This window comes from Enterobacter vonholyi, from assembly GCF_040834095.1.
Lineage (GTDB): Bacteria > Pseudomonadota > Gammaproteobacteria > Enterobacterales > Enterobacteriaceae > Enterobacter > Enterobacter vonholyi.
This window is the reverse complement of record NZ_CP162152.1, coordinates 226,423-247,098: the sequence shown is the minus strand read 5'-3', so window position 1 is coordinate 247,098 and position 20,676 is coordinate 226,423. Positions and strand designations below refer to the sequence as shown.

General features: G+C 55.2%; 14 protein-coding genes, 1 tRNA gene and 3 rRNA genes. 4 read left to right on the top strand and 14 right to left on the bottom strand.

The genetic code is table 11. The annotated features are described in order from the left end of the window. The first annotated feature begins 185 nt into the window (after positions 1–185). A complete protein-coding gene (iclR, locus tag AB3N39_RS01130) occupies positions 186–1,013 on the top strand; it encodes a glyoxylate bypass operon transcriptional repressor IclR (RefSeq protein ID WP_223562133.1) in 828 nt (275 codons plus the stop codon). Between the two features lie 37 nt (positions 1,014–1,050). Here the strand turns inward: iclR and aceK are convergent, their stop codons facing one another. The 8 genes from aceK to AB3N39_RS01090 form a co-directional block, all read right to left on the bottom strand. Further along, on the bottom strand, positions 1,051–2,787 hold the full coding sequence (aceK, locus tag AB3N39_RS01125) for a bifunctional isocitrate dehydrogenase kinase/phosphatase (RefSeq protein WP_367897011.1): 1,737 nt from the start codon (positions 2,785–2,787) through the stop codon (positions 1,051–1,053). Between the two features lie 50 nt (positions 2,788–2,837). Further along, entirely contained in the window at positions 2,838–4,142 is a 1,305-nt protein-coding gene (gene aceA, locus AB3N39_RS01120) for an isocitrate lyase (RefSeq protein WP_143344513.1), read from the bottom strand. A 31-nt stretch (positions 4,143–4,173) separates the two neighbouring features. Beyond that, entirely contained in the window at positions 4,174–5,775 is a 1,602-nt protein-coding gene (gene aceB / locus AB3N39_RS01115; RefSeq protein WP_367897010.1) for a malate synthase A, read from the bottom strand. Between the two features lie 270 nt (positions 5,776–6,045). Beyond that, positions 6,046–6,975 carry a homoserine O-succinyltransferase gene (gene metA / locus AB3N39_RS01110; protein ID WP_136195985.1) on the bottom strand — a complete coding sequence of 310 codons (930 nt, stop codon included), beginning with the start codon at positions 6,973–6,975 and terminating at the stop codon, positions 6,046–6,048. 225 nt (positions 6,976–7,200) lie between these two features. After that, positions 7,201–7,316: ribosomal RNA gene (gene rrf, locus AB3N39_RS01105) — 5S ribosomal RNA — on the bottom strand. Positions 7,317–7,388: 72 nt separating this feature from the next. After that, positions 7,389–10,293, bottom strand: a 23S ribosomal RNA gene (locus AB3N39_RS01100). A gap of 183 nt (positions 10,294–10,476) precedes the next feature. Next, positions 10,477–10,552 (bottom strand) — tRNA-Glu (locus AB3N39_RS01095). An 85-nt stretch (positions 10,553–10,637) separates the two neighbouring features. Further along, positions 10,638–12,179, bottom strand: a 16S ribosomal RNA gene (locus AB3N39_RS01090). Together the 16S, 23S and 5S rRNA genes with 1 tRNA gene alongside form the textbook arrangement of a ribosomal RNA operon. A gap of 560 nt (positions 12,180–12,739) precedes the next feature. Here AB3N39_RS01090 and purH point away from each other — a divergent pair. Together purH and purD are read left to right on the top strand one after the other, a co-directional pair. Beyond that, a complete protein-coding gene (purH, locus tag AB3N39_RS01085) occupies positions 12,740–14,329 on the top strand; it encodes a bifunctional phosphoribosylaminoimidazolecarboxamide formyltransferase/IMP cyclohydrolase (protein WP_127729212.1) in 1,590 nt (529 codons plus the stop codon). 15 nt (positions 14,330–14,344) lie between these two features. Next, entirely contained in the window at positions 14,345–15,637 is a 1,293-nt protein-coding gene (purD, locus tag AB3N39_RS01080; protein WP_325848763.1) for a phosphoribosylamine--glycine ligase, read from the top strand. 58 nt (positions 15,638–15,695) lie between these two features. On the opposite strand, the gene AB3N39_RS01075 is transcribed toward purD, so the two are convergent. From AB3N39_RS01075 to nudC, 6 genes are all read right to left on the bottom strand, one after another. Further along, the gene (locus AB3N39_RS01075) at positions 15,696–16,388 is read right to left on the bottom strand and encodes a DUF1481 domain-containing protein (protein WP_115877041.1); all 693 of its coding nucleotides are present in this window, start codon (positions 16,386–16,388) and stop codon (positions 15,696–15,698) included. 11 nt (positions 16,389–16,399) lie between these two features. Further along, on the bottom strand, positions 16,400–16,672 hold the full coding sequence (hupA, locus tag AB3N39_RS01070) for a nucleoid-associated protein HU-alpha (RefSeq protein ID WP_002445246.1): 273 nt from the start codon (positions 16,670–16,672) through the stop codon (positions 16,400–16,402). A gap of 186 nt (positions 16,673–16,858) precedes the next feature. Then, on the bottom strand, positions 16,859–17,449 hold the full coding sequence (locus tag AB3N39_RS01065) for a YjaG family protein (protein ID WP_008503468.1): 591 nt from the start codon (positions 17,447–17,449) through the stop codon (positions 16,859–16,861). 41 nt (positions 17,450–17,490) lie between these two features. Then, a complete protein-coding gene (nfi, locus tag AB3N39_RS01060) occupies positions 17,491–18,162 on the bottom strand; it encodes a deoxyribonuclease V (protein ID WP_025910411.1) in 672 nt (223 codons plus the stop codon). Positions 18,163–18,171: 9 nt separating this feature from the next. After that, positions 18,172–19,236 (bottom strand): uroporphyrinogen decarboxylase, encoded by a 1,065-nt coding sequence (gene hemE / locus AB3N39_RS01055; RefSeq protein ID WP_029742041.1) that lies wholly within the window; start codon positions 19,234–19,236, stop codon positions 18,172–18,174. Positions 19,237–19,274: 38 nt separating this feature from the next. Further along, on the bottom strand, positions 19,275–20,048 hold the full coding sequence (nudC, locus tag AB3N39_RS01050) for an NAD(+) diphosphatase (RefSeq protein ID WP_367897009.1): 774 nt from the start codon (positions 20,046–20,048) through the stop codon (positions 19,275–19,277). Between the two features lie 95 nt (positions 20,049–20,143). On the opposite strand from nudC, the gene rsd reads away from it, so the two are divergent. Continuing rightward, positions 20,144–20,641: a sigma D regulator gene (rsd, locus tag AB3N39_RS01045; RefSeq protein WP_143344509.1), complete on the top strand. Its 498-nt coding sequence runs from the start codon at positions 20,144–20,146 to the stop codon at positions 20,639–20,641. The last annotated feature ends 35 nt before the right edge of the window (positions 20,642–20,676 follow it).

The window sequence follows — 20,676 nt, the reverse complement described above, 5'->3', positions numbered from 1 at the left end:
CCGACAACGCTCAACAAGGCCAAAAGGCTGCGTTCCATACTGGCACAATCTCGCAGGGTGGAAAAGCCGCTCAGCGGTAACATGAGACATGTTCACCATCACTCCTCCGATCAGTCAGGATAACGGTTGCAAATTCACCAAATAAAACGAAAATGATTTCCACGATACAGAAAAAGGAGATCGTCATGGTCGCGACCGTTCCCGCTAAACGCGGCAGAAAACCTGCTGCCACCACCGCCGCACAACAGGGCGGACAGGTTCAATCGCTCACGCGCGGTTTGAAGCTGCTGGAGTGGATAGCCGAGTCGCACAGCAGCGTGGCCCTGACGGAGCTTGCCCAGCAGGCTGGCCTGCCGAACTCCACGACGCACCGTCTTCTGACCACCATGCAGCAGCTGGGCTTTGTCCGCCAGGTGGGCGAGCTGGGGCACTGGGCGGTGGGCGCGCATGCATTTATTGTTGGCAGCAGCTTCCTGCAGAGCCGCAACCTGCTGGCGATTGTTCACCCGATTCTGCGCAAGCTGATGGAGGACTCCGGCGAGACCGTAAACCTGGCGGTGCTGGACCAGAGCGACCATCAGGCGATTATCATCGACCAGGTGCAGTGCACGCAGCTGATGCGCATGTCCGCGCCGATTGGCGGCAAGCTGCCGATGCACGCCTCCGGCGCGGGAAAGGCATTTCTCTCGCAGCTGAGCGAAGAGCAGGTGACAGGCCTGCTGCACCGTAAAGGGCTACACGCCTATACCCACGCCACCCTGGTCTCGCCCGTGCATTTAAAAGAAGATCTTGCTCTGACCCGCAAGCGCGGCTATTCGTTTGATGATGAAGAACATGCTCTGGGCCTGCGCTGTATCGCAGCCTGTATTTTTGACGAGCACCGCGAGCCGTTTGCCGCCATCTCCATCTCCGGACCGATTTCGCGCATGACCGATGACCGGGTTACCGAGCTGGGCGCACTGGTAATTAAGGCGGCGAAAGAGGTGACGCTGGCGTACGGTGGGATTCGTTAAGCATGCATTGCCGGGTGGCGGCTTCGCCATACCCGGTCTACATGATGCCCTCTGAAAACCTGATGCAAAACCGCTGCTTGCGGCGGTATGCATACACATCTTCGACATGCCCATTTTTGATCCGCGTTTGCAGTCCGCGCCAGTAGCTGGCGCGAAACAGATCGGCATGCATCTCTTCGAATAGCGGCCCGATGCGCGGATCGGCGCACAACCAGTGGCGAAACTCTTCGGGAAACACATCGCCCGGCGAAACGCTGTACCACGGCTCGCTGGAAAGCTCATCTTCCGGGTAGCGGGGCGGTGGGATATCGCGGAAGTTCACCTCGGTCATGTAGCAAATTTCGTCGTAATCGTAGAACACCACCCGACCGTGACGGGTGACGCCGAAGTTTTTAAACAGCATATCGCCCGGGAAGATGTTGGCGGCGGCAAGCTGGCGAATCGCGTTGCCGTACTCTTCAATCGCATCTCTTAAAGCCTGACCGTCGGACTGCTCCAGCCAGATATTCAGCGGCACCATGCGTCGTTCAATATAGAGATGGCTAATGACGATCTTGTCCCCAAGATCGGTGATTTTGGCAGGTGCTTCCTGCATTAAAAGCGCCATGAGTGCCGGATCGATCTGCTGCTTATCCAGCACAAAGTTTTCGAATTCCTGAGTATCCGCCATGCGCCCGACACGGTCATGCTCCTTAACCAGCTGGTAGCAGGCGCGGACGTGCGCGGCGGTCATCTCTTTCTGCGGCGCGAATCTGTCTTTGATCACCTTAAATACCCGGTCGAAACCCGGCAGCGTAAACACCAGCATCACCATGCCGCGAATGCCGGGCGCTTCGATAAACTGCTCATCGGCCGTGGTGACATAGCGCAGGTACTCCCGGTAGCTTTCCGTTTTAGCGTGCTTCTGGCAGCCAATAGCCATATACAGCTCGGCGGTGGTTTTACCCGGCAGGATCTCGCGCAGCCACTCCACCAGCGCGGCAGGTAACGGTGCATAGACCATAAAATAGGAGCGGGCGAAGCCAAACACGATGCTCGCCTCGGCGCTGGTGGTCAGGCAGGTATCGACAAACAGTTCCCCGCCGTCGGTGCGGTGAATGGGCAGCAGAAACGGCACAATGGCCGTCGGCGTAACCAGTTTCCCCACCAGCCAGGCCGCTTTATTGCGGTAGAAAAGCTCGTTGGCCACCTGCAAATGGCTGTGGCTGAGCACCTCCGCGCCGAAGGCTTCCTTGAGATGGGCGTGGATATACCCGATATCCCGGGTTTTATTCTCCCAGGGCAGGCGCAGCGGCAAATCCGTTAGCACGCGGTGCAGGAGCTTTTCCCATCCGCGATCGGGAAAGAAATCTTTCGCCAGCGGACGCGGAATGGTACGAAAGCGCCGTTCAGGCTGGGAGCTGAAGATAAATAACCGCTCAGGAGATAATGAGCGGTGGTCAAATAACCGGCAATAGACGGAGTTGAAAAAGCTCTCCGCAATCTCGAAGCGCGGGTAATCGGGTAACAGATGGGTGTAGTGCTCCTTCACGCGCAGTAAAAATTCCGCGTCCGGGCTTTTACCGTCGGTAATACAGCGCAGCTGCTCCACCACCAGACCCACGTGGTGGTCATAAAGATGGATACGCTGCTTCATGGCCTGCTGAACCGCATGCCAGTCTGCGTGTTCGAAGCGCTGCTGCGCGCCGGAGGTCACTTCAAGAAAACGACCATACTGGGCATCGAAGCCCTGCAAAATAGTTTGGGCAATCAGTAATTCCAGGCCACGCGACATATATTCCCCCTCACCACCAGCCCTCTCCCCAGGGGGAGAGGGGGAAAAGATTAGAACTGTGCTTCTTCCGTTGAACCCGTCAAGGCGGTGACGGAGGAGGTGCCGCCCTGAATAATCGTGGTCACATTATCAAAGTAGCCGGTGCCCACTTCCTGCTGGTGAGAGACGAAGGTGTAGCCATCTTTGCCCGCCGCAAACTCCGGCTGCTGCACCTTCTCAACGTAGTGCTTCATGCCCTCACCCTGCGCGTAGGCGTGCGCCAGGTCGAACATGTTGAACCACATGCTGTGGATACCGGCCAGGGTAATGAACTGGTATTTGTAGCCCATGTCGGACAGCTGCTGCTGGAAGCTGGCGATGGTTTTGTCATCCAGCTTTTTCTGCCAGTTGAAGGACGGCGAGCAGTTATAGGCCAGCAGTTTGCCCGGATACTTCGCATGAATGGCATCAGCAAAGCGTTTTGCCAGCGCCAGATCCGGCGTGGACGTTTCACACCAGACCAGATCCGCGTACGGCGCGTACGCCAGACCGCGGCTGATCGCCTGCTCGATACCCGCGTGGGTACGATAGAAACCTTCACTGGTACGCTCGCCGGTGATGAACTCGCTGTCGTACGGATCGCAGTCAGAGGTGATCAGGTCAGCCGCGTCCGCATCGGTACGGGCAATGACCAGCGTCGGCACGCCGAGCACGTCAGCAGCCAGACGCGCGGCAACCAGCTTCTGAACCGCTTCCTGTGTGGGAACCAGCACCTTACCGCCCATATGTCCGCACTTCTTCACTGACGCCAGCTGGTCTTCGAAGTGAACGGCCGCTGCACCGGCCTCAATCATCGATTTCATCAGCTCAAAGGCGTTCAGCACGCCGCCGAAGCCCGCTTCCGCATCCGCGACGATCGGCAGGAAGTAGTCAATAAAGCGCGGATCGTTGGGTTCGATGCCCGCCGCCCACTGGATCTGATCCGCACGGCGGAAGGTGTTGTTGATCCGATCCACAACCGCCGGCACGGAGTTAGCCGGATAGAGCGACTGATCCGGGTACATGCTGGAGGCCAGGTTGGCGTCCGCCGCAACCTGCCAGCCGGAGAGGTAAATCGCCTCAATACCGGCCTTCGCCTGCTGCAGCGCCTGACCGCCGGTCAGCGCGCCGAGGCTGTTGATGTAGCCTTTTTTAGAGCCACCGTGCAGCAGCTTCCACATTTTCGCCGCGCCATTTTGCGCCAGCGTGCATTCCGGATTGACCGAGCCGCGTAATTTCACCACTTCCTCAGCGCTGTAAGGACGGCGGATGCCTTCCCAGCGAGGTTGTGTCCACTCTTTCTTCAATTCTTCGATTTGTTGGGTACGGGTTTTCATGTGCAGATGCTCCATATTGTTATGTGGTGGATTACGCCAGCAAGCGGTAGCCCGGCAGGGTCAGGAAGTCGATTAAGTCATCTGATGTCGTGATTTGCTCCATCAGGCGCGCGGCGTCGTCAAAGCGTCCGCTGCTGAAGCGGTGTCCGCCCAGCTCGTCCTGGATCACCCGCATCTCTTCGGCCAGCATCTGGCGGAACAGGGATTTGGTCACCGGCTTGCCGTTGCTGAGCGTTTTTTGATGGTGGATCCACTGCCAGATAGAGGTACGTGAGATCTCCGCCGTCGCGGCATCTTCCATCAGGCCGTAGATCGGCACGCAGCCGTTGCCGGAGATCCACGCTTCGATGTACTGCACCGCAACGCGAATATTGGCCCGCATCCCCTCTTCCGTCCGTTCGCCCGCGCACGGGGCCAGCAGCTGTTCTTCAGCCGTTGGGGCATCGTCTTCACGCGTGACAAACAGCTGGTTTTTGTTGTCACCGAGGACGCGGTTGAAGACCTCCATTGCCGTATCGGCCAGGCCGGGATGCGCAATCCACGTGCCGTCGTGACCGTTCCGGGCTTCAAGCTCTTTATCGGCTTTCACCTTGTTGAGCACCTGATTGTTGCGCTCTGCGTCTTTGCTCGGGATAAAAGCCGCCATGCCGCCCATCGCAAAGGCGCCGCGCTTGTGGCAGGTTTTGATCAGCAGACGCGAGTAGGCGCTCAGGAACGGTTTATCCATGGTCACGACCTGGCGATCCGGCAGTACGCGATCGGGATAGTTTTTCAGGGTTTTGATGTAGCTGAAAATATAGTCCCAGCGTCCGCAGTTCAGACCGACAATGTGGTCACGCAGGGCGTGCAGAATTTCATTCATCTGGAATACGGCAGGCAGCGTTTCAATCAGTAGGGTAGCTTTGATGGTGCCGCGCGGCAGATTGAAACGTTCTTCCGCGTAGCTGAAGACCTCGCTCCACCAGGCTGCTTCCTGCCAGGCCTGCGTTTTAGGCAGATAGAAATACGGGCCGCTGCCCTTCGCCAGCAGGGCTTTATAGTTGTGGAAGAAATAGAGCGCGAAATCAAACAGGCTGCCCGGAATGGCTTCCCCACGCCAGGTGACATGTTTTTCAGGCAGGTGCAGGCCGCGTACGCGACAGATCAGCACCGCCGGGTTCGGTTTGAGCTGGTAAATTTTACCGGCTTCGTTGGTATAGCTGATGGTGCCGTTCACGGCGTCGCGCAGGTTGATCTGCCCCTCGATGACCTTACGCCAGTCCGGCGCCAGGGAATCTTCAAAATCGGCCATGAAGACCTTAACGTTCGCGTTCATGGCGTTGATCACCATTTTTCGCTCTACCGGACCGGTGATCTCAACGCGACGATCCTGTAAATCTTCAGGGATGCCGCGGATTTTCCACTCGCCACGGCGAATGGAAGCGGTTTCCGAAATAAAACCAGGCAACTTGCCGTTATCAATTTCCTGCTGCTGATGAATGCGTGCCGCCAGCAGCTTATTACGCTGCGGCGTAAAGCGGGTCACCAGTTCAGTCAGAAATTCTACCGCTTCTGCCGTCAATACCTGCTGTTCTTGCTCACCATACGGCTGGGTAAAGGCCAGTTCATCGACCGTCGTTGCCTGTTGAGTCATTACTCTGCTCCTCATCAAAGATCCAAAATCACGCTCCCGATGCGAACGAAAGATCGTTGGGTAGTTTTCGCTCAGCAGAATTAAGACTATCTCCATTTTTTCTAAAATCAAAAACAATTTCCATTTTAATTATAAATTGAATTTAATTGATTGATTTTATTGAAATTAAAGTTTTAAAGAATGATGAGTGGTATTTCGAAAATAAAAAAGACACCCGAAGGTGCCTGATTTGAATAGCTGAAACGCTTTAGGATCGTTTAGTGCAGACGATTACTCCAGCGTTGGATTCATGTGACGCAGATCGTATGGTGTGATCTGGTAGACGTAATAGTTGAGCCAGTTAGTAAAAAGCAAATTCCCGTGGCTGCGCCAGGTCGCTCTCGGTTTGTTTTGTGGATCGTCCTTCGGGAAATAGTTGTACGGGACATCCGGGTTAAGACCCGCTTCGACATCACGGAAATATTCTGCCGCAAGGGTGTGCGGATCGTACTCAGGATGTCCGGTCACAAAGGCAATGCGCTTATCTTTACTGGCAAACAGGTAAGCGTCCCCATCTTCCGTTTCAGCCAGAATCTCCAGATCGGTGTAATCACGAATCAGCTGGGCCGGGAAATCGGCGTAGCGAGAATGCGGGGCCAGGAAAGAATCATCGAAACCACGCGTCAGCAACGCATGTGGATGGAGAATGTGGTGTTCGTATACGCCGGAGAGCTTTTCAGTGCGGGTTTGCTTGGGGATGCCATAGAGAATATTCAGTGCGGCTTGTACCGCCCAACAGACAAACAGCGTGGACGTGACGTGATCTTTTGCCCACTCCAGAACCTGTTTGATCTGCGGCCAGTAAGCGACATCGTTAAATTCCACCAGGCCCAGCGGCGCGCCGGTCACAATCAGTCCGTCGAAATTTTCACCCTGAATGTCATCGAAGTTACAGTAGAAGTTGTTCAGATGCTCGGAAGGCGTGTTACGTGACTCACGGGCATCGATTCGCAGCAGCTGAATATCGACCTGCAGCGGGGAGTTCGACAGAAGACGCAGGAACTGGTTTTCTGTTTCGATCTTTTTTGGCATCAGATTGAGAATAAGCACCTTCAGCGGGCGAATTTCCTGACCTGTCGCACGTGAAGTCGTCATGACAAAGACATTTTCTTCACGCAAGAAATTGACGGCTGGTAGCTCGTCCTGCACCCGAATCGGCATAGCTTTATATCCTCACAGCATACGTATAAACGTTTAGACATCCAGATAGCTAACGATACCCAGAAATGGTTTGAATGTCGAGTCTGCAAGCGGAAGGTGAGAAAGTTTCAAGGAGAGAATGGTACGGTTTGATGCCCCTCGCCCCGTCTCTCTCCCGCAGGGAGAGGGTGAAAAACAAAAGCAAAAAACCCCGCACCTTTCGGTACGGGGTTCTTCTATTTTGATGCCTGGCAGTTCCCTACTCTCACATGGGGAGACCCCACACTACCATCGGCGCTACGGCGTTTCACTTCTGAGTTCGGCATGGGGTCAGGTGGGACCACCGCGCTAAAGCCGCCAGGCAAATTCTGTTAAATCTGTATCAGGCTGAAATTGATTGTTCTGTCTCTTCGCCAAAACACCTTCGGCGTTGTAAGGTTAAGCCTCACGGTTCATTAGTATCGGTTAGCTCAACGCATCGCTGCGCTTACACACCCGACCTATCAACGTCGTCGTCTTCAACGTTCCTTCAGGAGACTTAAAGTCTCAGGGAGAACTCATCTCGGGGCAAGTTTCGTGCTTAGATGCTTTCAGCACTTATCTTTTCCGCATTTAGCTACCGGGCAGTGCCATTGGCATGACAACCCGAACACCAGTGATGCGTCCACTCCGGTCCTCTCGTACTAGGAGCAGCCCCCCTCAATTCTCCAGCGCCCACGGCAGATAGGGACCGAACTGTCTCACGACGTTCTAAACCCAGCTCGCGTACCACTTTAAATGGCGAACAGCCATACCCTTGGGACCTACTTCAGCCCCAGGATGTGATGAGCCGACATCGAGGTGCCAAACACCGCCGTCGATATGAACTCTTGGGCGGTATCAGCCTGTTATCCCCGGAGTACCTTTTATCCGTTGAGCGATGGCCCTTCCATTCAGAACCACCGGATCACTATGACCTGCTTTCGCACCTGCTCGAGCCGTCACTCTCGCAGTCAAGCTAGCTTATGCCATTGCACTAACCTCCTGATGTCCGACCAGGATTAGCTAACCTTCGTGCTCCTCCGTTACTCTTTGGGAGGAGACCGCCCCAGTCAAACTACCCACCAGACACTGTCCGCAACCCGGATCACGGGTCTACGTTAGAACACCAGCCATTAAAGGGTGGTATTTCAAGGACGGCTCCACGCAGACTGGCGTCCACGCTTCAAAGCCTCCCACCTATCCTACACATCAAGGACCAGTGTTCAGTGTCAAGCTATAGTAAAGGTTCACGGGGTCTTTCCGTCTTGCCGCGGGTACACTGCATCTTCACAGCGAGTTCAATTTCACTGAGTCTCGGGTGGAGACAGCCTGGCCATCATTACGCCATTCGTGCAGGTCGGAACTTACCCGACAAGGAATTTCGCTACCTTAGGACCGTTATAGTTACGGCCGCCGTTTACCGGGGCTTCGATCAAGAGCTTCGCGTTGCCGCTAACCCCATCAATTAACCTTCCGGCACCGGGCAGGCGTCACACCGTATACGTCCACTTTCGTGTTTGCACAGTGCTGTGTTTTTAATAAACAGTTGCAGCCAGCTGGTATCTTCGACTGATTTCAGCTCCACCCGCAGGGGCTTCACCTACATATCAGCGTGCCTTCTCCCGAAGTTACGGCACCATTTTGCCTAGTTCCTTCACCCGAGTTCTCTCAAGCGCCTTGGTATTCTCTACCTGACCACCTGTGTCGGTTTGGGGTACGATTTCGTGTTACCTGATGCTTAGAGGCTTTTCCTGGAAGCAGGGCATTTGTTACTTCAGCACCGTAGTGCCTCGTCATCACACCTCAGCGTTAATAAGGTACCGGATTTACCTGGAACCTCCGCCTACATGCTTAAACCGGGACAACCGTCGCCCGGCTAACATAGCCTTCTCCGTCCCCCCTTCGCAGTAACACCAAGTACAGGAATATTAACCTGTTTCCCATCGACTACGCCTTTCGGCCTCGCCTTAGGGGTCGACTCACCCTGCCCCGATTAACGTTGGACAGGAACCCTTGGTCTTCCGGCGAGCGGGCTTTTCACCCGCTTTATCGTTACTTATGTCAGCATTCGCACTTCTGATACCTCCAGCATGCCTCACAGCACACCTTCAACGGCTTACAGAACGCTCCCCTACCCAACAACACATAGTGTCGCTGCCGCAGCTTCGGTGCATGGTTTAGCCCCGTTACATCTTCCGCGCAGGCCGACTCGACCAGTGAGCTATTACGCTTTCTTTAAATGATGGCTGCTTCTAAGCCAACATCCTGGCTGTCTGTGCCTTCCCACATCGTTTCCCACTTAACCATGACTTTGGGACCTTAGCTGGCGGTCTGGGTTGTTTCCCTCTTCACGACGGACGTTAGCACCCGCCGTGTGTCTCCCGTGATAACATTCTTCGGTATTCGTAGTTTGCATCGGGTTGGTAAGCCGGGATGGCCCCCTAGCCGAAACAGTGCTCTACCCCCGAAGATGAGTTCACGAGGCGCTACCTAAATAGCTTTCGGGGAGAACCAGCTATCTCCCGGTTTGATTGGCCTTTCACCCCCAGCCACAAGTCATCCGCTAATTTTTCAACATTAGTCGGTTCGGTCCTCCAGTTAGTGTTACCCAACCTTCAACCTGCCCATGGCTAGATCACCGGGTTTCGGGTCTATACCCTGCAACTTAACGCCCAGTTAAGACTCGGTTTCCCTTCGGCTCCCCTATACGGTTAACCTTGCTACAGAATATAAGTCGCTGACCCATTATACAAAAGGTACGCAGTCACACCACGAAGGTGCTCCCACTGCTTGTACGTACACGGTTTCAGGTTCTTTTTCACTCCCCTCGCCGGGGTTCTTTTCGCCTTTCCCTCACGGTACTGGTTCACTATCGGTCAGTCAGGAGTATTTAGCCTTGGAGGATGGTCCCCCCATATTCAGACAGGATACCACGTGTCCCGCCCTACTCTTCGAGTTCACAGCCTGTGTGCTTTCGTGTACGGGACTGTCACCCTGTACCGTGCGACTTTCCAGACGCTTCCACTAACACACAAGCTGATTCAGACTCTGGGCTGCTCCCCGTTCGCTCGCCGCTACTGGGGGAATCTCGGTTGATTTCTTTTCCTCGGGGTACTTAGATGTTTCAGTTCCCCCGGTTCGCCTCGTTAACCTATGTATTCAGTTAACGATAGTGCAACGAATTGCACTGGGTTTCCCCATTCGGACATCGCCGGGTCAAAGGTTCATATCACCTCGCCGGCGCTTTTCGCAGATTAGCACGTCCTTCATCGCCTCTGACTGCCAGGGCATCCACCGTGTACGCTTAGTCGCTTAACCTCACAACCCGAAGATGTTTCACTTCTGATTGCGAAAATTTGAGAGACTCAAACACACCATTAAAGATGTGTCGTTTCAATTTTCAGCTTGATCCAGATTTTTAAAGAGCAAATATCTCAAACGTGACTCGTAAGTCAGTTTTGAGATATGACGGCAGGTGACTTTCACTCACGAACCAGCAAGTGGCGTCCCCTAGGGGATTCGAACCCCTGTTACCGCCGTGAAAGGGCGGTGTCCTGGGCCTCTAGACGAAGGGGACACTGAAGTCTCAATCGCAAGACGCCTTGCTATTTACTTTTCATCAGACAATCTGTGTGAGCACTACAAAGGCAGGTTCTTTAAGGTAAGGAGGTGATCCAACCGCAGGTTCCCCTACGGTTACCTTGTTACGACTTCACCCCAGTCATGAATCACAAAGTGGTAAGCGCCCTCCCGAAGGTTAAGCTACCTACTTCTTTTGCAACCCACTCCCATGGTGTGACGGGCGGTGTGTACAAGGCCCGGGAACGTATTCACCGTAGCATTCTGATCTACGATTACTAGCGATTCCGACTTCATGGAGTCGAGTTGCAGACTCCAATCCGGACTACGACGCACTTTATGAGGTCCGCTTGCTCTCGCGAGGTCGCTTCTCTTTGTATGCGCCATTGTAGCACGTGTGTAGCCCTACTCGTAAGGGCCATGATGACTTGACGTCATCCCCACCTTCCTCCAGTTTATCACTGGCAGTCTCCTTTGAGTTCCCGGCCGGACCGCTGGCAACAAAGGATAAGGGTTGCGCTCGTTGCGGGACTTAACCCAACATTTCACAACACGAGCTGACGACAGCCATGCAGCACCTGTCTCAGAGTTCCCGAAGGCACCAATCCATCTCTGGAAAGTTCTCTGGATGTCAAGAGTAGGTAAGGTTCTTCGCGTTGCATCGAATTAAACCACATGCTCCACCGCTTGTGCGGGCCCCCGTCAATTCATTTGAGTTTTAACCTTGCGGCCGTACTCCCCAGGCGGTCGACTTAACGCGTTAGCTCCGGAAGCCACGCCTCAAGGGCACAACCTCCAAGTCGACATCGTTTACGGCGTGGACTACCAGGGTATCTAATCCTGTTTGCTCCCCACGCTTTCGCACCTGAGCGTCAGTCTTTGTCCAGGGGGCCGCCTTCGCCACCGGTATTCCTCCAGATCTCTACGCATTTCACCGCTACACCTGGAATTCTACCCCCCTCTACAAGACTCTAGCCTGCCAGTTTCGAATGCAGTTCCCAGGTTGAGCCCGGGGATTTCACATCCGACTTGACAGACCGCCTGCGTGCGCTTTACGCCCAGTAATTCCGATTAACGCTTGCACCCTCCGTATTACCGCGGCTGCTGGCACGGAGTTAGCCGGTGCTTCTTCTGCGGGTAACGTCAATCGCTGAGGTTATTAACCTCAACGCCTTCCTCCCCGCTGAAAGTACTTTACAACCCGAAGGCCTTCTTCATACACGCGGCATGGCTGCATCAGGCTTGCGCCCATTGTGCAATATTCCCCACTGCTGCCTCCCGTAGGAGTCTGGACCGTGTCTCAGTTCCAGTGTGGCTGGTCATCCTCTCAGACCAGCTAGGGATCGTCGCCTAGGTGAGCCGTTACCCCACCTACTAGCTAATCCCATCTGGGCACATCTGATGGCAAGAGGCCCGAAGGTCCCCCTCTTTGGTCTTGCGACGTTATGCGGTATTAGCTACCGTTTCCAGTAGTTATCCCCCTCCATCAGGCAGTTTCCCAGACATTACTCACCCGTCCGCCGCTCGCCGGCAAAGTAGCAAGCTACTTTCCGCTGCCGCTCGACTTGCATGTGTTAGGCCTGCCGCCAGCGTTCAATCTGAGCCATGATCAAACTCTTCAATTTAAGTTTGATGCTCGTGAATTAAACTTCGTAATGAATTACGCATGTTCACTCAGAGACTTGGTATTCATTTATTGTCCGAAGACATTAAGAATCCATGTCACTTTGAGTGCCCACACAGATTGTCTGATAAATTGTTAAAGAGCAGTGCAACGCGGCTTTCGCTCACCGTTGCGAGGTGGCGTATATTACGCTTTCCTCTTTCAGAGTCAACCCGTTATTGCAGGATTTTTTCTCTTCAACCGACCGGGCTGTTTGTGAAGTGATTCACATCCGCCGTGTCGATGGAGGCGCATTATAGGGAGTTCGCGAACGACCGCAACCGAAAAGTTGCAAAAAAATGACTGACTGCTGCATTCCCCAGCAAAACCCCGCCTTATACCCTTTTATGCACAAAGTTATCCACAGTGATGCGAAAAAGTGAAAATGTACGAGCGTTGCGCAAACGTTTTCGTTAAAATGCTCGCGCTTAACAAGGATGCCTCGTCAGGTGTGTTAGATGAGTTTTTCGCAGGAAAATTCATCTAACGCTCTCTGTAATCGTGAAATCCAGGGGATTTACCATGCAACAACGTCGTCCAGTCCGCCGCGCTCTGCTCAGTGTTTCTGATAAAGCCGGTATCGTCGAATTCGCTCAGGCACTTTCTGCACGCGGTGTAGAACTGCTTTCTACAGGCGGTACCGCTCGCCTGTTAGCAGATAAAGGTCTGCCGGTAACCGAAGTGTCCGATTACACCGGTTTCCCGGAAATGATGGATGGACGCGTCAAAACCCTGCATCCGAAAGTCCACGGCGGTATTCTTGGCCGTCGCGGCCAGGACGACGCCATTATGGAACAGCACGACATCGCGCCGATCGATATGGTTGTCGTTAACCTCTACCCGTTTGCCCAGACCGTTGCCCGCGAAGGCTGCTCTCTGGAAGATGCCGTAGAGAATATTGATATTGGCGGCCCAACCATGGTGCGCTCAGCAGCCAAGAACCATAAAGATGTGGCTATCGTGGTGAAGAGCAGCGATTACGAGACCATTATTAATGAGATGGATGCCAACGAAGGGTCGCTGACTCTGGATACCCGTTTCGACCTCGCCATTAAAGCTTTCGAGCACACCGCAGCGTATGACAGCATGATCGCCAACTACTTCGGTAGCCTGGTGCCGGCTTACCACGGTGAAAGCAAAGATCCTTCTGGCCGCTTCCCGCGTACCCTGAATCTGAACTTCATTAAGAAACAAGATATGCGTTACGGTGAGAACAGCCACCAGCAGGCTGCCTTCTATATAGAAGAAGAGGTAAAAGAAGCCTCTGTTGCGACCGCTCAGCAGGTTCAGGGCAAAGCGCTCTCCTATAACAACATTGCCGACACCGACGCGGCGCTGGAATGCGTGAAAGAGTTCAGCGAGCCGGCCTGCGTTATCGTCAAGCACGCCAACCCATGCGGCGTGGCGGTAAGCACCTCTATTCTGGATGCCTACGATCGCGCCTACAAAACCGACCCGACCTCCGCGTTCGGCGGCATTATCGCCTTCAACCGCGAACTGGATGCTGAAACCGCACAGGCCATTATCTCCCGCCAGTTTGTCGAAGTGATTATCGCGCCATCGGCCTCCGAAGAAGCGCTGAAAATCACCGCGGCAAAACAGAACGTGCGCGTACTGATTTGCGGCCAGTGGGCAGAACGCGTGCCGGGCCTGGACTTCAAACGCGTAAACGGCGGCCTGCTGGTTCAGGACCGCGATCTGGGCATGGTGACAAAAGCCGACCTGCGCGTGGTGACCAAACGCCAGCCGACCGAACAGGAACTGCGTGACGCGCTGTTCTGCTGGAAAGTGGCGAAGTTCGTAAAATCCAACGCCATCGTCTATGCGAAAGAGAACATGACTATCGGGATAGGCGCAGGCCAGATGAGCCGCGTTTACTCTGCGAAAATCGCGGGTATTAAAGCAGGTGACGAAGGTCTGGAAGTCAAAGGCTCCGCCATGGCCTCTGACGCCTTCTTCCCGTTCCGTGACGGTATCGACGCCGCAGCCGCTGTGGGCATCACCTGCGTGATCCAGCCAGGCGGTTCAATCCGCGACGACGAAGTGATTGCCGCTGCCGACGAACACGGCATCGCGATGATCTTCACCGACATGCGCCACTTCCGCCATTAATTCCCGGAGCTGAAAATGAAAGTATTAGTGATTGGTAACGGCGGACGCGAGCACGCGCTGGCGTGGAAAGCGGCGCAGTCTCCGCTGGTGACAACGGTCTTCGTGGCACCGGGCAACGCCGGTACCGCACTGGAACCCGCGCTGCAGAACGTGGCTATCGGCGTGACCGACATTCCGGCGCTGCTGAGTTTTGTCCAGAGCGAGAAAATCGACCTGACCATCGTCGGCCCGGAAGCGCCGCTGGTGATTGGCGTGGTGGATGCGTTCCGCGCAGCGGGCCTGAAAATTTTCGGCCCAACGGAAGGCGCCGCGCAGCTGGAAGGCTCCAAAGCCTTCACCAAAGATTTCCTCGCGCGTCATAACATCCCGACGGCGGAATATCAGAATTTCACTGAAGTGGAGCCTGCTCTGGCCTACTTACGTGAGAAGGGCGCGCCGATTGTTATCAAGGCCGACGGTCTGGCCGCCGGTAAAGGCGTGATCGTCGCGATGACGCTCGACGAAGCCGAAGCCGCAGTTCAGGATATGCTGGCGGGCAATGCTTTCGGTGATGCGGGCCACCGCATCGTGATCGAAGAGTTCCTCGACGGTGAAGAAGCAAGCTTCATCGTGATGGTCGACGGTGAGCACGTTCTGCCGATGGCCACCAGCCAGGACCACAAGCGTGTGGGCAATGGCGATACCGGCCCGAATACCGGTGGAATGGGGGCTTACTCCCCCGCTCCGGTAGTGACTGACGAAGTTCACCAGCGCACCATGGATCGCATCATCTGGCCTACCGTGAAGGGAATGGCGGCAGAAGGTAATACCTACACCGGTTTCCTTTACGCAGGTCTGATGATCGACAAGCAGGGTAACCCTAAGGTCATCGAATTCAACTGCCGTTTTGGCGATCCGGAAACGCAGCCAATCATGCTGCGCATGAAATCCGATCTGGTGGATCTGTGCCTGGCAGCCTGCGATGGCAAGCTGGACGAGAAAACCTCCGAGTGGGACGAGCGTGCGTCTCTCGGCGTGGTGATTGCTGCGGGTGGTTATCCGGGCAACTACAGCACCGGTGATGAAATCCACGGCCTGCCGCTGGAAGAGATTGAAGGTGCGAAGGTGTTCCACGCCGGTACGAAGCTGGCTGGCGACGATCGCGTCCTCACCAACGGCGGCCGCGTGCTGTGTGCAACCGCGCTGGGCCATACCGTGGCAGAAGCGCAGAAGCGCGCCTATGCGCTGATGGCAGATATTCACTGGAACGGTAGCTTTAGCCGTCAGGATATCGGCTATCGCGCGATTGCACGCGAGCAGGGGGAGTAACGGAACCGTCTGTTCCCCCTCACCCTGACCCTCTCCCTCAAGGGAGAGGGGATTTACCTCAGAAACTCTTCTCTGTCGGCTGCCAGGTGCAGAAGTCTTCGTTCGCCACCAGCAGCAGCTGAGAGCCTTCCGGCGCCTCAAGCCACGCCACGCTCACTTCCATTGATGAATGACGCTGACGGCGTTGAATGTGTTCGGTTGCCCAGGATTCGAGCTCAGGCTTGACCGTCTGCCCTTCGCAGGTTGTCACCGACCCATCGGCATGCCAGCGCCCCTGGCGCAGCACAACGCGTCCCAGACGAAGCGCATCGCTGGTCTGGCGGATTTGTTCGGCACGATAACGGTAGAGGGCGATTTGATCGCTGGAAAGCTGCTGTTTTTGACCGCTGACTTCGCGCTGCATAAAGCTCAGCTCGCCATGGTCGTCAAAACGCACTTTCACATGTTCGGGGGTTTTGCTGTAGACGTTCAGTTCAATCAGCGACAGGTCATCTCCCTGCCAGCGATATTCCGCAGTCGACGTATTGCCGTTATGCCACGGGCTGAAGGCAGAAAGCAGATGAACTTCGCCGCCGGAATCTTTGCGCCAGACCCTAACCGCGCCCTGGTTGTCCGCGTAACCGCTGGCGGTAAACGGCGGCAGGGAGGTGTCGTGGCTACAGGCTGACAGCAGCAGCATGCCTGCCAGCGCGAGCGTTCCACGCCAGAAAGACAAAAGGGGCGTTACCGCCCCTTCGCTAAAACTGTTCACTGCCACGCGTCTTACTTAACAGCGTCTTTCAGTGCTTTACCAGAAACAAATGCCGGCACGTTAGCTGCGGCGATTTTGATTTCTTTACCGGTCTGCGGGTTGCGGCCAGTACGCTCAGCGCGGTGGTTCACTTTGAAGGTACCGAAACCAACCAGTTGTACAGCATCACCTTCTTTCAGAGACTCAGTAATAGCAGCCAGGGTAGATTCCAGAGCAGCTTTAGCCTGCACTTTAGACAGATCAGCCTTGTCCGCAATTACATCAATCAGTTGAGTCTTGTTCATAAGTTATCCTTTCAATGTGTTTATCGCTTGCTAAGCATCGAGTGCGACGAAAATGCCAAAAAAGCACTCTCCTGCATACACGCACCGATAGCCACTTTTTTTCGCCCCCCAAATGTAGACCAGACAAGGGGCGAAAGGGAAGAGTCGAGGAGCGACAAAACGGGCGTTATCTCAAGATTTATTGTCTCATTGGTTAAAAATTATACCAATATTGCTCTCGCCAGCCTCTCGTAAGTCCGCGCGCAGCCCTTTTATCAGCTCAATATCGCGTTCTTCACACTCTGCTAACAGGCGGAAAATTTCCCACTGAATGTCCCATTCTTGCTCAACCGCCGGGTTCGCACGCAGCTCTTCGTCGGTCATTTCCCGACCTTCCTGGGTCATTTCCAGCATCGCGACGGTCGTAATAGATGCCTTACTGACTTCAATAGCGTGCTCCAGCGTTTCACCGCTCAGTCGGGAGTGCAGCAGTTCGCTTAACGCCACGCAGGCATCAATTGCCGGGTAGACGCCGTACAGGTCAAAATCATCCGCCACCGGAATCGCCTCTTCCAGCTTTTCGAGCTGAGAGTCGAAATTCACCTTCGCGTCTTTCACCGTCAGCGTTTCCCAGATCAGATCCAGAATGCGGCGGTAGATATGGCCATCACCAAAACCCGTCTGCTTGCAGAACGCGGCATAGTTGGGATACATGCGCTCGCACAGGCAAGCCATAAAGGTGACGTGCTGCCAGCTTTCCAGCTTTTCAAGGCGCAGGTGAATTGGGTTTTGTAGCATGATGATCTCTCGAATCGAAAATTAGGCGCAGTTTACCTGAATCATCGCTGAATTTCCTGCCAACGAACAAAAGCCGGACGTGAAGACGCCACGGCGTCTGCCCAGCGCGTCGGCTCCGGCAAGCGGTAGCCCTTCATGCAGCGCTGCACCCACGCGAGGGCGCTGTCCATGCTCACACGGTGCCCGGTAGCGATAAAGAGCGGGTTACAGCGTGCCTTGCTGCGCCAGACCCACGCCAGCTGCTCGCCTTTATGGATGAGCGGCGCCAGCGCACCCGGCTCGGATGAAAGAGGTTCAAACGCGCCGCACAGGCGTTTCTTGGCGACGCCAATGGTCGGCACATCCACCAGCAGCCCAAAATGACTGGCAACGCCTAAACGACGCGGGTGTGAGATCCCGTGCCCATCGACAAACAGCAGGTCAGGTTTTTGCGAAAGCTGCTCCCACGCTGCCAGCAGCGCGGGATATTCGCGGAAGGAGAGAAAGCCCGGAATGTACGGCATGGTGGTCGCGATACGCGCGACCTTGTACTCCACCAGCTCAAGCGAAGGGTATTTCAGTACCACCATCGCCGCTCGCGTCACGTCCCCACCCTGCTCGAATCCGACGTCTGCTCCGCCAATGTACTGCGGAGGGTCCTTATCCAGACGATCCTCGCGGATCACCGATGAGGCCAGTTCGATTTGTTGAGCGCGTAGCGACGCGAGATCCATAACGACTCCTTACTTGTGATACTGGGCAGAAAGCCGATGCACCGCCTCCACAAATACGCCTGCGTGTTCTGGCGGCACATCCTGATGAATGCCGTGGCCGAGGTTAAAGACGTGGCCTTCCCCCTGGCCGAAACCAGACAGTATAGTCGACACTTCTTCTTCAATGCGGGCTGGCGGCGCATAAAGCATGGACGGGTCCATATTGCCCTGCAGCGCTACTTTGTCGCCCACGCGACGACGCGCATCGGCAATATCGGTGGTCCAGTCGAGACCCAGCGCGTCGCAGCCGGTTGCCGCCATCGCTTCCAGCCACTGGCCGCCACCTTTGGTGAACAGCGTCACCGGCACGCGGCGACCTTCGTTTTCACGCAGCAGGCCATCAACGATTTTATGCATGTAATACAGGGAGAACTGCTGATAATCGCGCCCGGTCAGCACGCCGCCCCAGGTATCGAAAATCATCACCGACTGCGCGCCCGCCTTAATCTGCGCGTTCAGATAGAGCGTAACGCTCTTCGCCAGCTTGTCGAGCAGCGCATGCAGGGCCAGCGGCTCGGCGTACATCATCTTTTTAATCATGGTGAAGGCTTTGCTGCTGCCCCCTTCCACCATATAGGTCGCCAGCGTCCACGGGCTGCCTGAGAAGCCAATCAGCGGCACTTCACCTTTCAGCTCGCGGCGAATGGTGCGCACGGCGTTCATCACGTAGCCCAGTTCGCCTTCCGGATCGGGGATCGGCAGCTTGTCCACGTCGGCTTTGCTTTTGATCGGAGAGGTGAAACGCGGACCTTCACCGGTTTCGAAGTACAGGCCAAGGCCCATCGCATCCGGAATGGTCAGAATATCCGAGAAGAGGATCGCCGCATCCAGCGGGAAGCGGCGCAGCGGCTGGAGCGTCACTTCACAGGCCAGCTCGGCGTTTTTGCAAAGCGACATAAAATCGCCCGCCTGCGCGCGCGTGGCTTTGTACTCTGGCAGATAGCGTCCCGCCTGGCGCATCATCCACACCGGGGTGACATCAACGGGCTGGCGCAGCAGCGCACGCAGATAACGATCGTTCTTCAGTTCGGTCATTTTTGCAGTTCCTTAAGCGTCATGGCCTCAGTGTAACACTACTCATACTCGGCCCGACACATCGCCACGGTATCTTCTATCAGCCGACGCGCCACGGTGCCCGGCGGAGGTAACAGGGGTAAATCGTCGTAGCGATACCAGTTCGCGTCCAGCAGCTCTTTCTGATCGATAACGATCTCGCCGCTGTCATAGTCGGCCATAAAGGCCGTCATCAGCGACTGCGGGAACGGCCACGGCTGGGAGGTGACGTAGCGCAAGTTCTTCACTTTGATCCCGCTCTCTTCCATCACCTCGCGCGCCACTGCCTGCTCCAGCGTTTCGCCCACCTCGACGAACCCGGCCAGCACGGTATGAATGCCGTTGCGATGGCGGGTATGCTGTGCAAGCAAAATAGAGTCATCCCGACGGATAGCGACGATAATGCACGGCGCAATTTGTGGGTAATAACGTTCGCGGCAGTGGCTGCAGAGCATCGCCCACTCGGTTTTACTCGAGTGCATGGTATGGCCGCAATAGCCGCAGTATTTGTGCGAGCGGTAAAACTCCGCCAGCTGCACGCCCCGCCCCGCCAGCTGGAACAGGCCTACGTCCAGATCCAACACCTGGCGAACGGATCCCATATCCTGACGACGCGCTTGCTGGATCAACCACACGGGCTCACCCTGCCACTCGCCGATCTCTAGCGCAGGCTGGCCCACGAGATCGAACGTTTCCGCCGCACCGTAGGGCAGTTCTCCACCGGGCAACCATAATTTTTGTTCGTGGCTGACGATCCACCAACCCAGATCTGATTTTTCAATAATACGATCCATATCTATTGCACTACCTTCGCTTCACTGACATGTTGTTAGCATTGTGGTTACATTCTGGATGAGCAGATTCAATCCTACACTTTGCGGAGTCGACCATGTTAAACCAGCTAGAAAGCCTGACTGAGCGCGTTAGAGGAAGTAACAAACTGGTGGATCGCTGGCTGCATGTGCGCAAGCATCTACTCGTGGCTTATTACAATCTGGTCGGCATTAAGCCTGGCAAAGAATCGTTTATGCGACTGAACGAAAAAGCGCTGGATGATTTTTGTCAGGGCCTGGTCGACTATCTGTCCGACGGCCATTTCAATATTTATGAACGCATTATCCGCGAAATGGAAGGGACAACGCCGTATTTAGCGGCCAGCAAGCTCTATCCGCTGCTGGAAGCCAATACCCAGCAGATCATGGATTACTACGATTCCACGCTTGAGAACGCCATCGATCACGATAACTATCTTGAGTTCCAGCAGGCGCTATCCGACCTCGGCGAAGCGCTGGAGGAGCGATTCACGCTGGAAGACAAGCTGATCTCTCTCGCCCTGGACAATGATTTGAACATCAGTAACGAAGAGAACGTCGCGCGCCCTGCTTGAGTTCTTAATCGTTAACGAGTAATTTACAACCATTC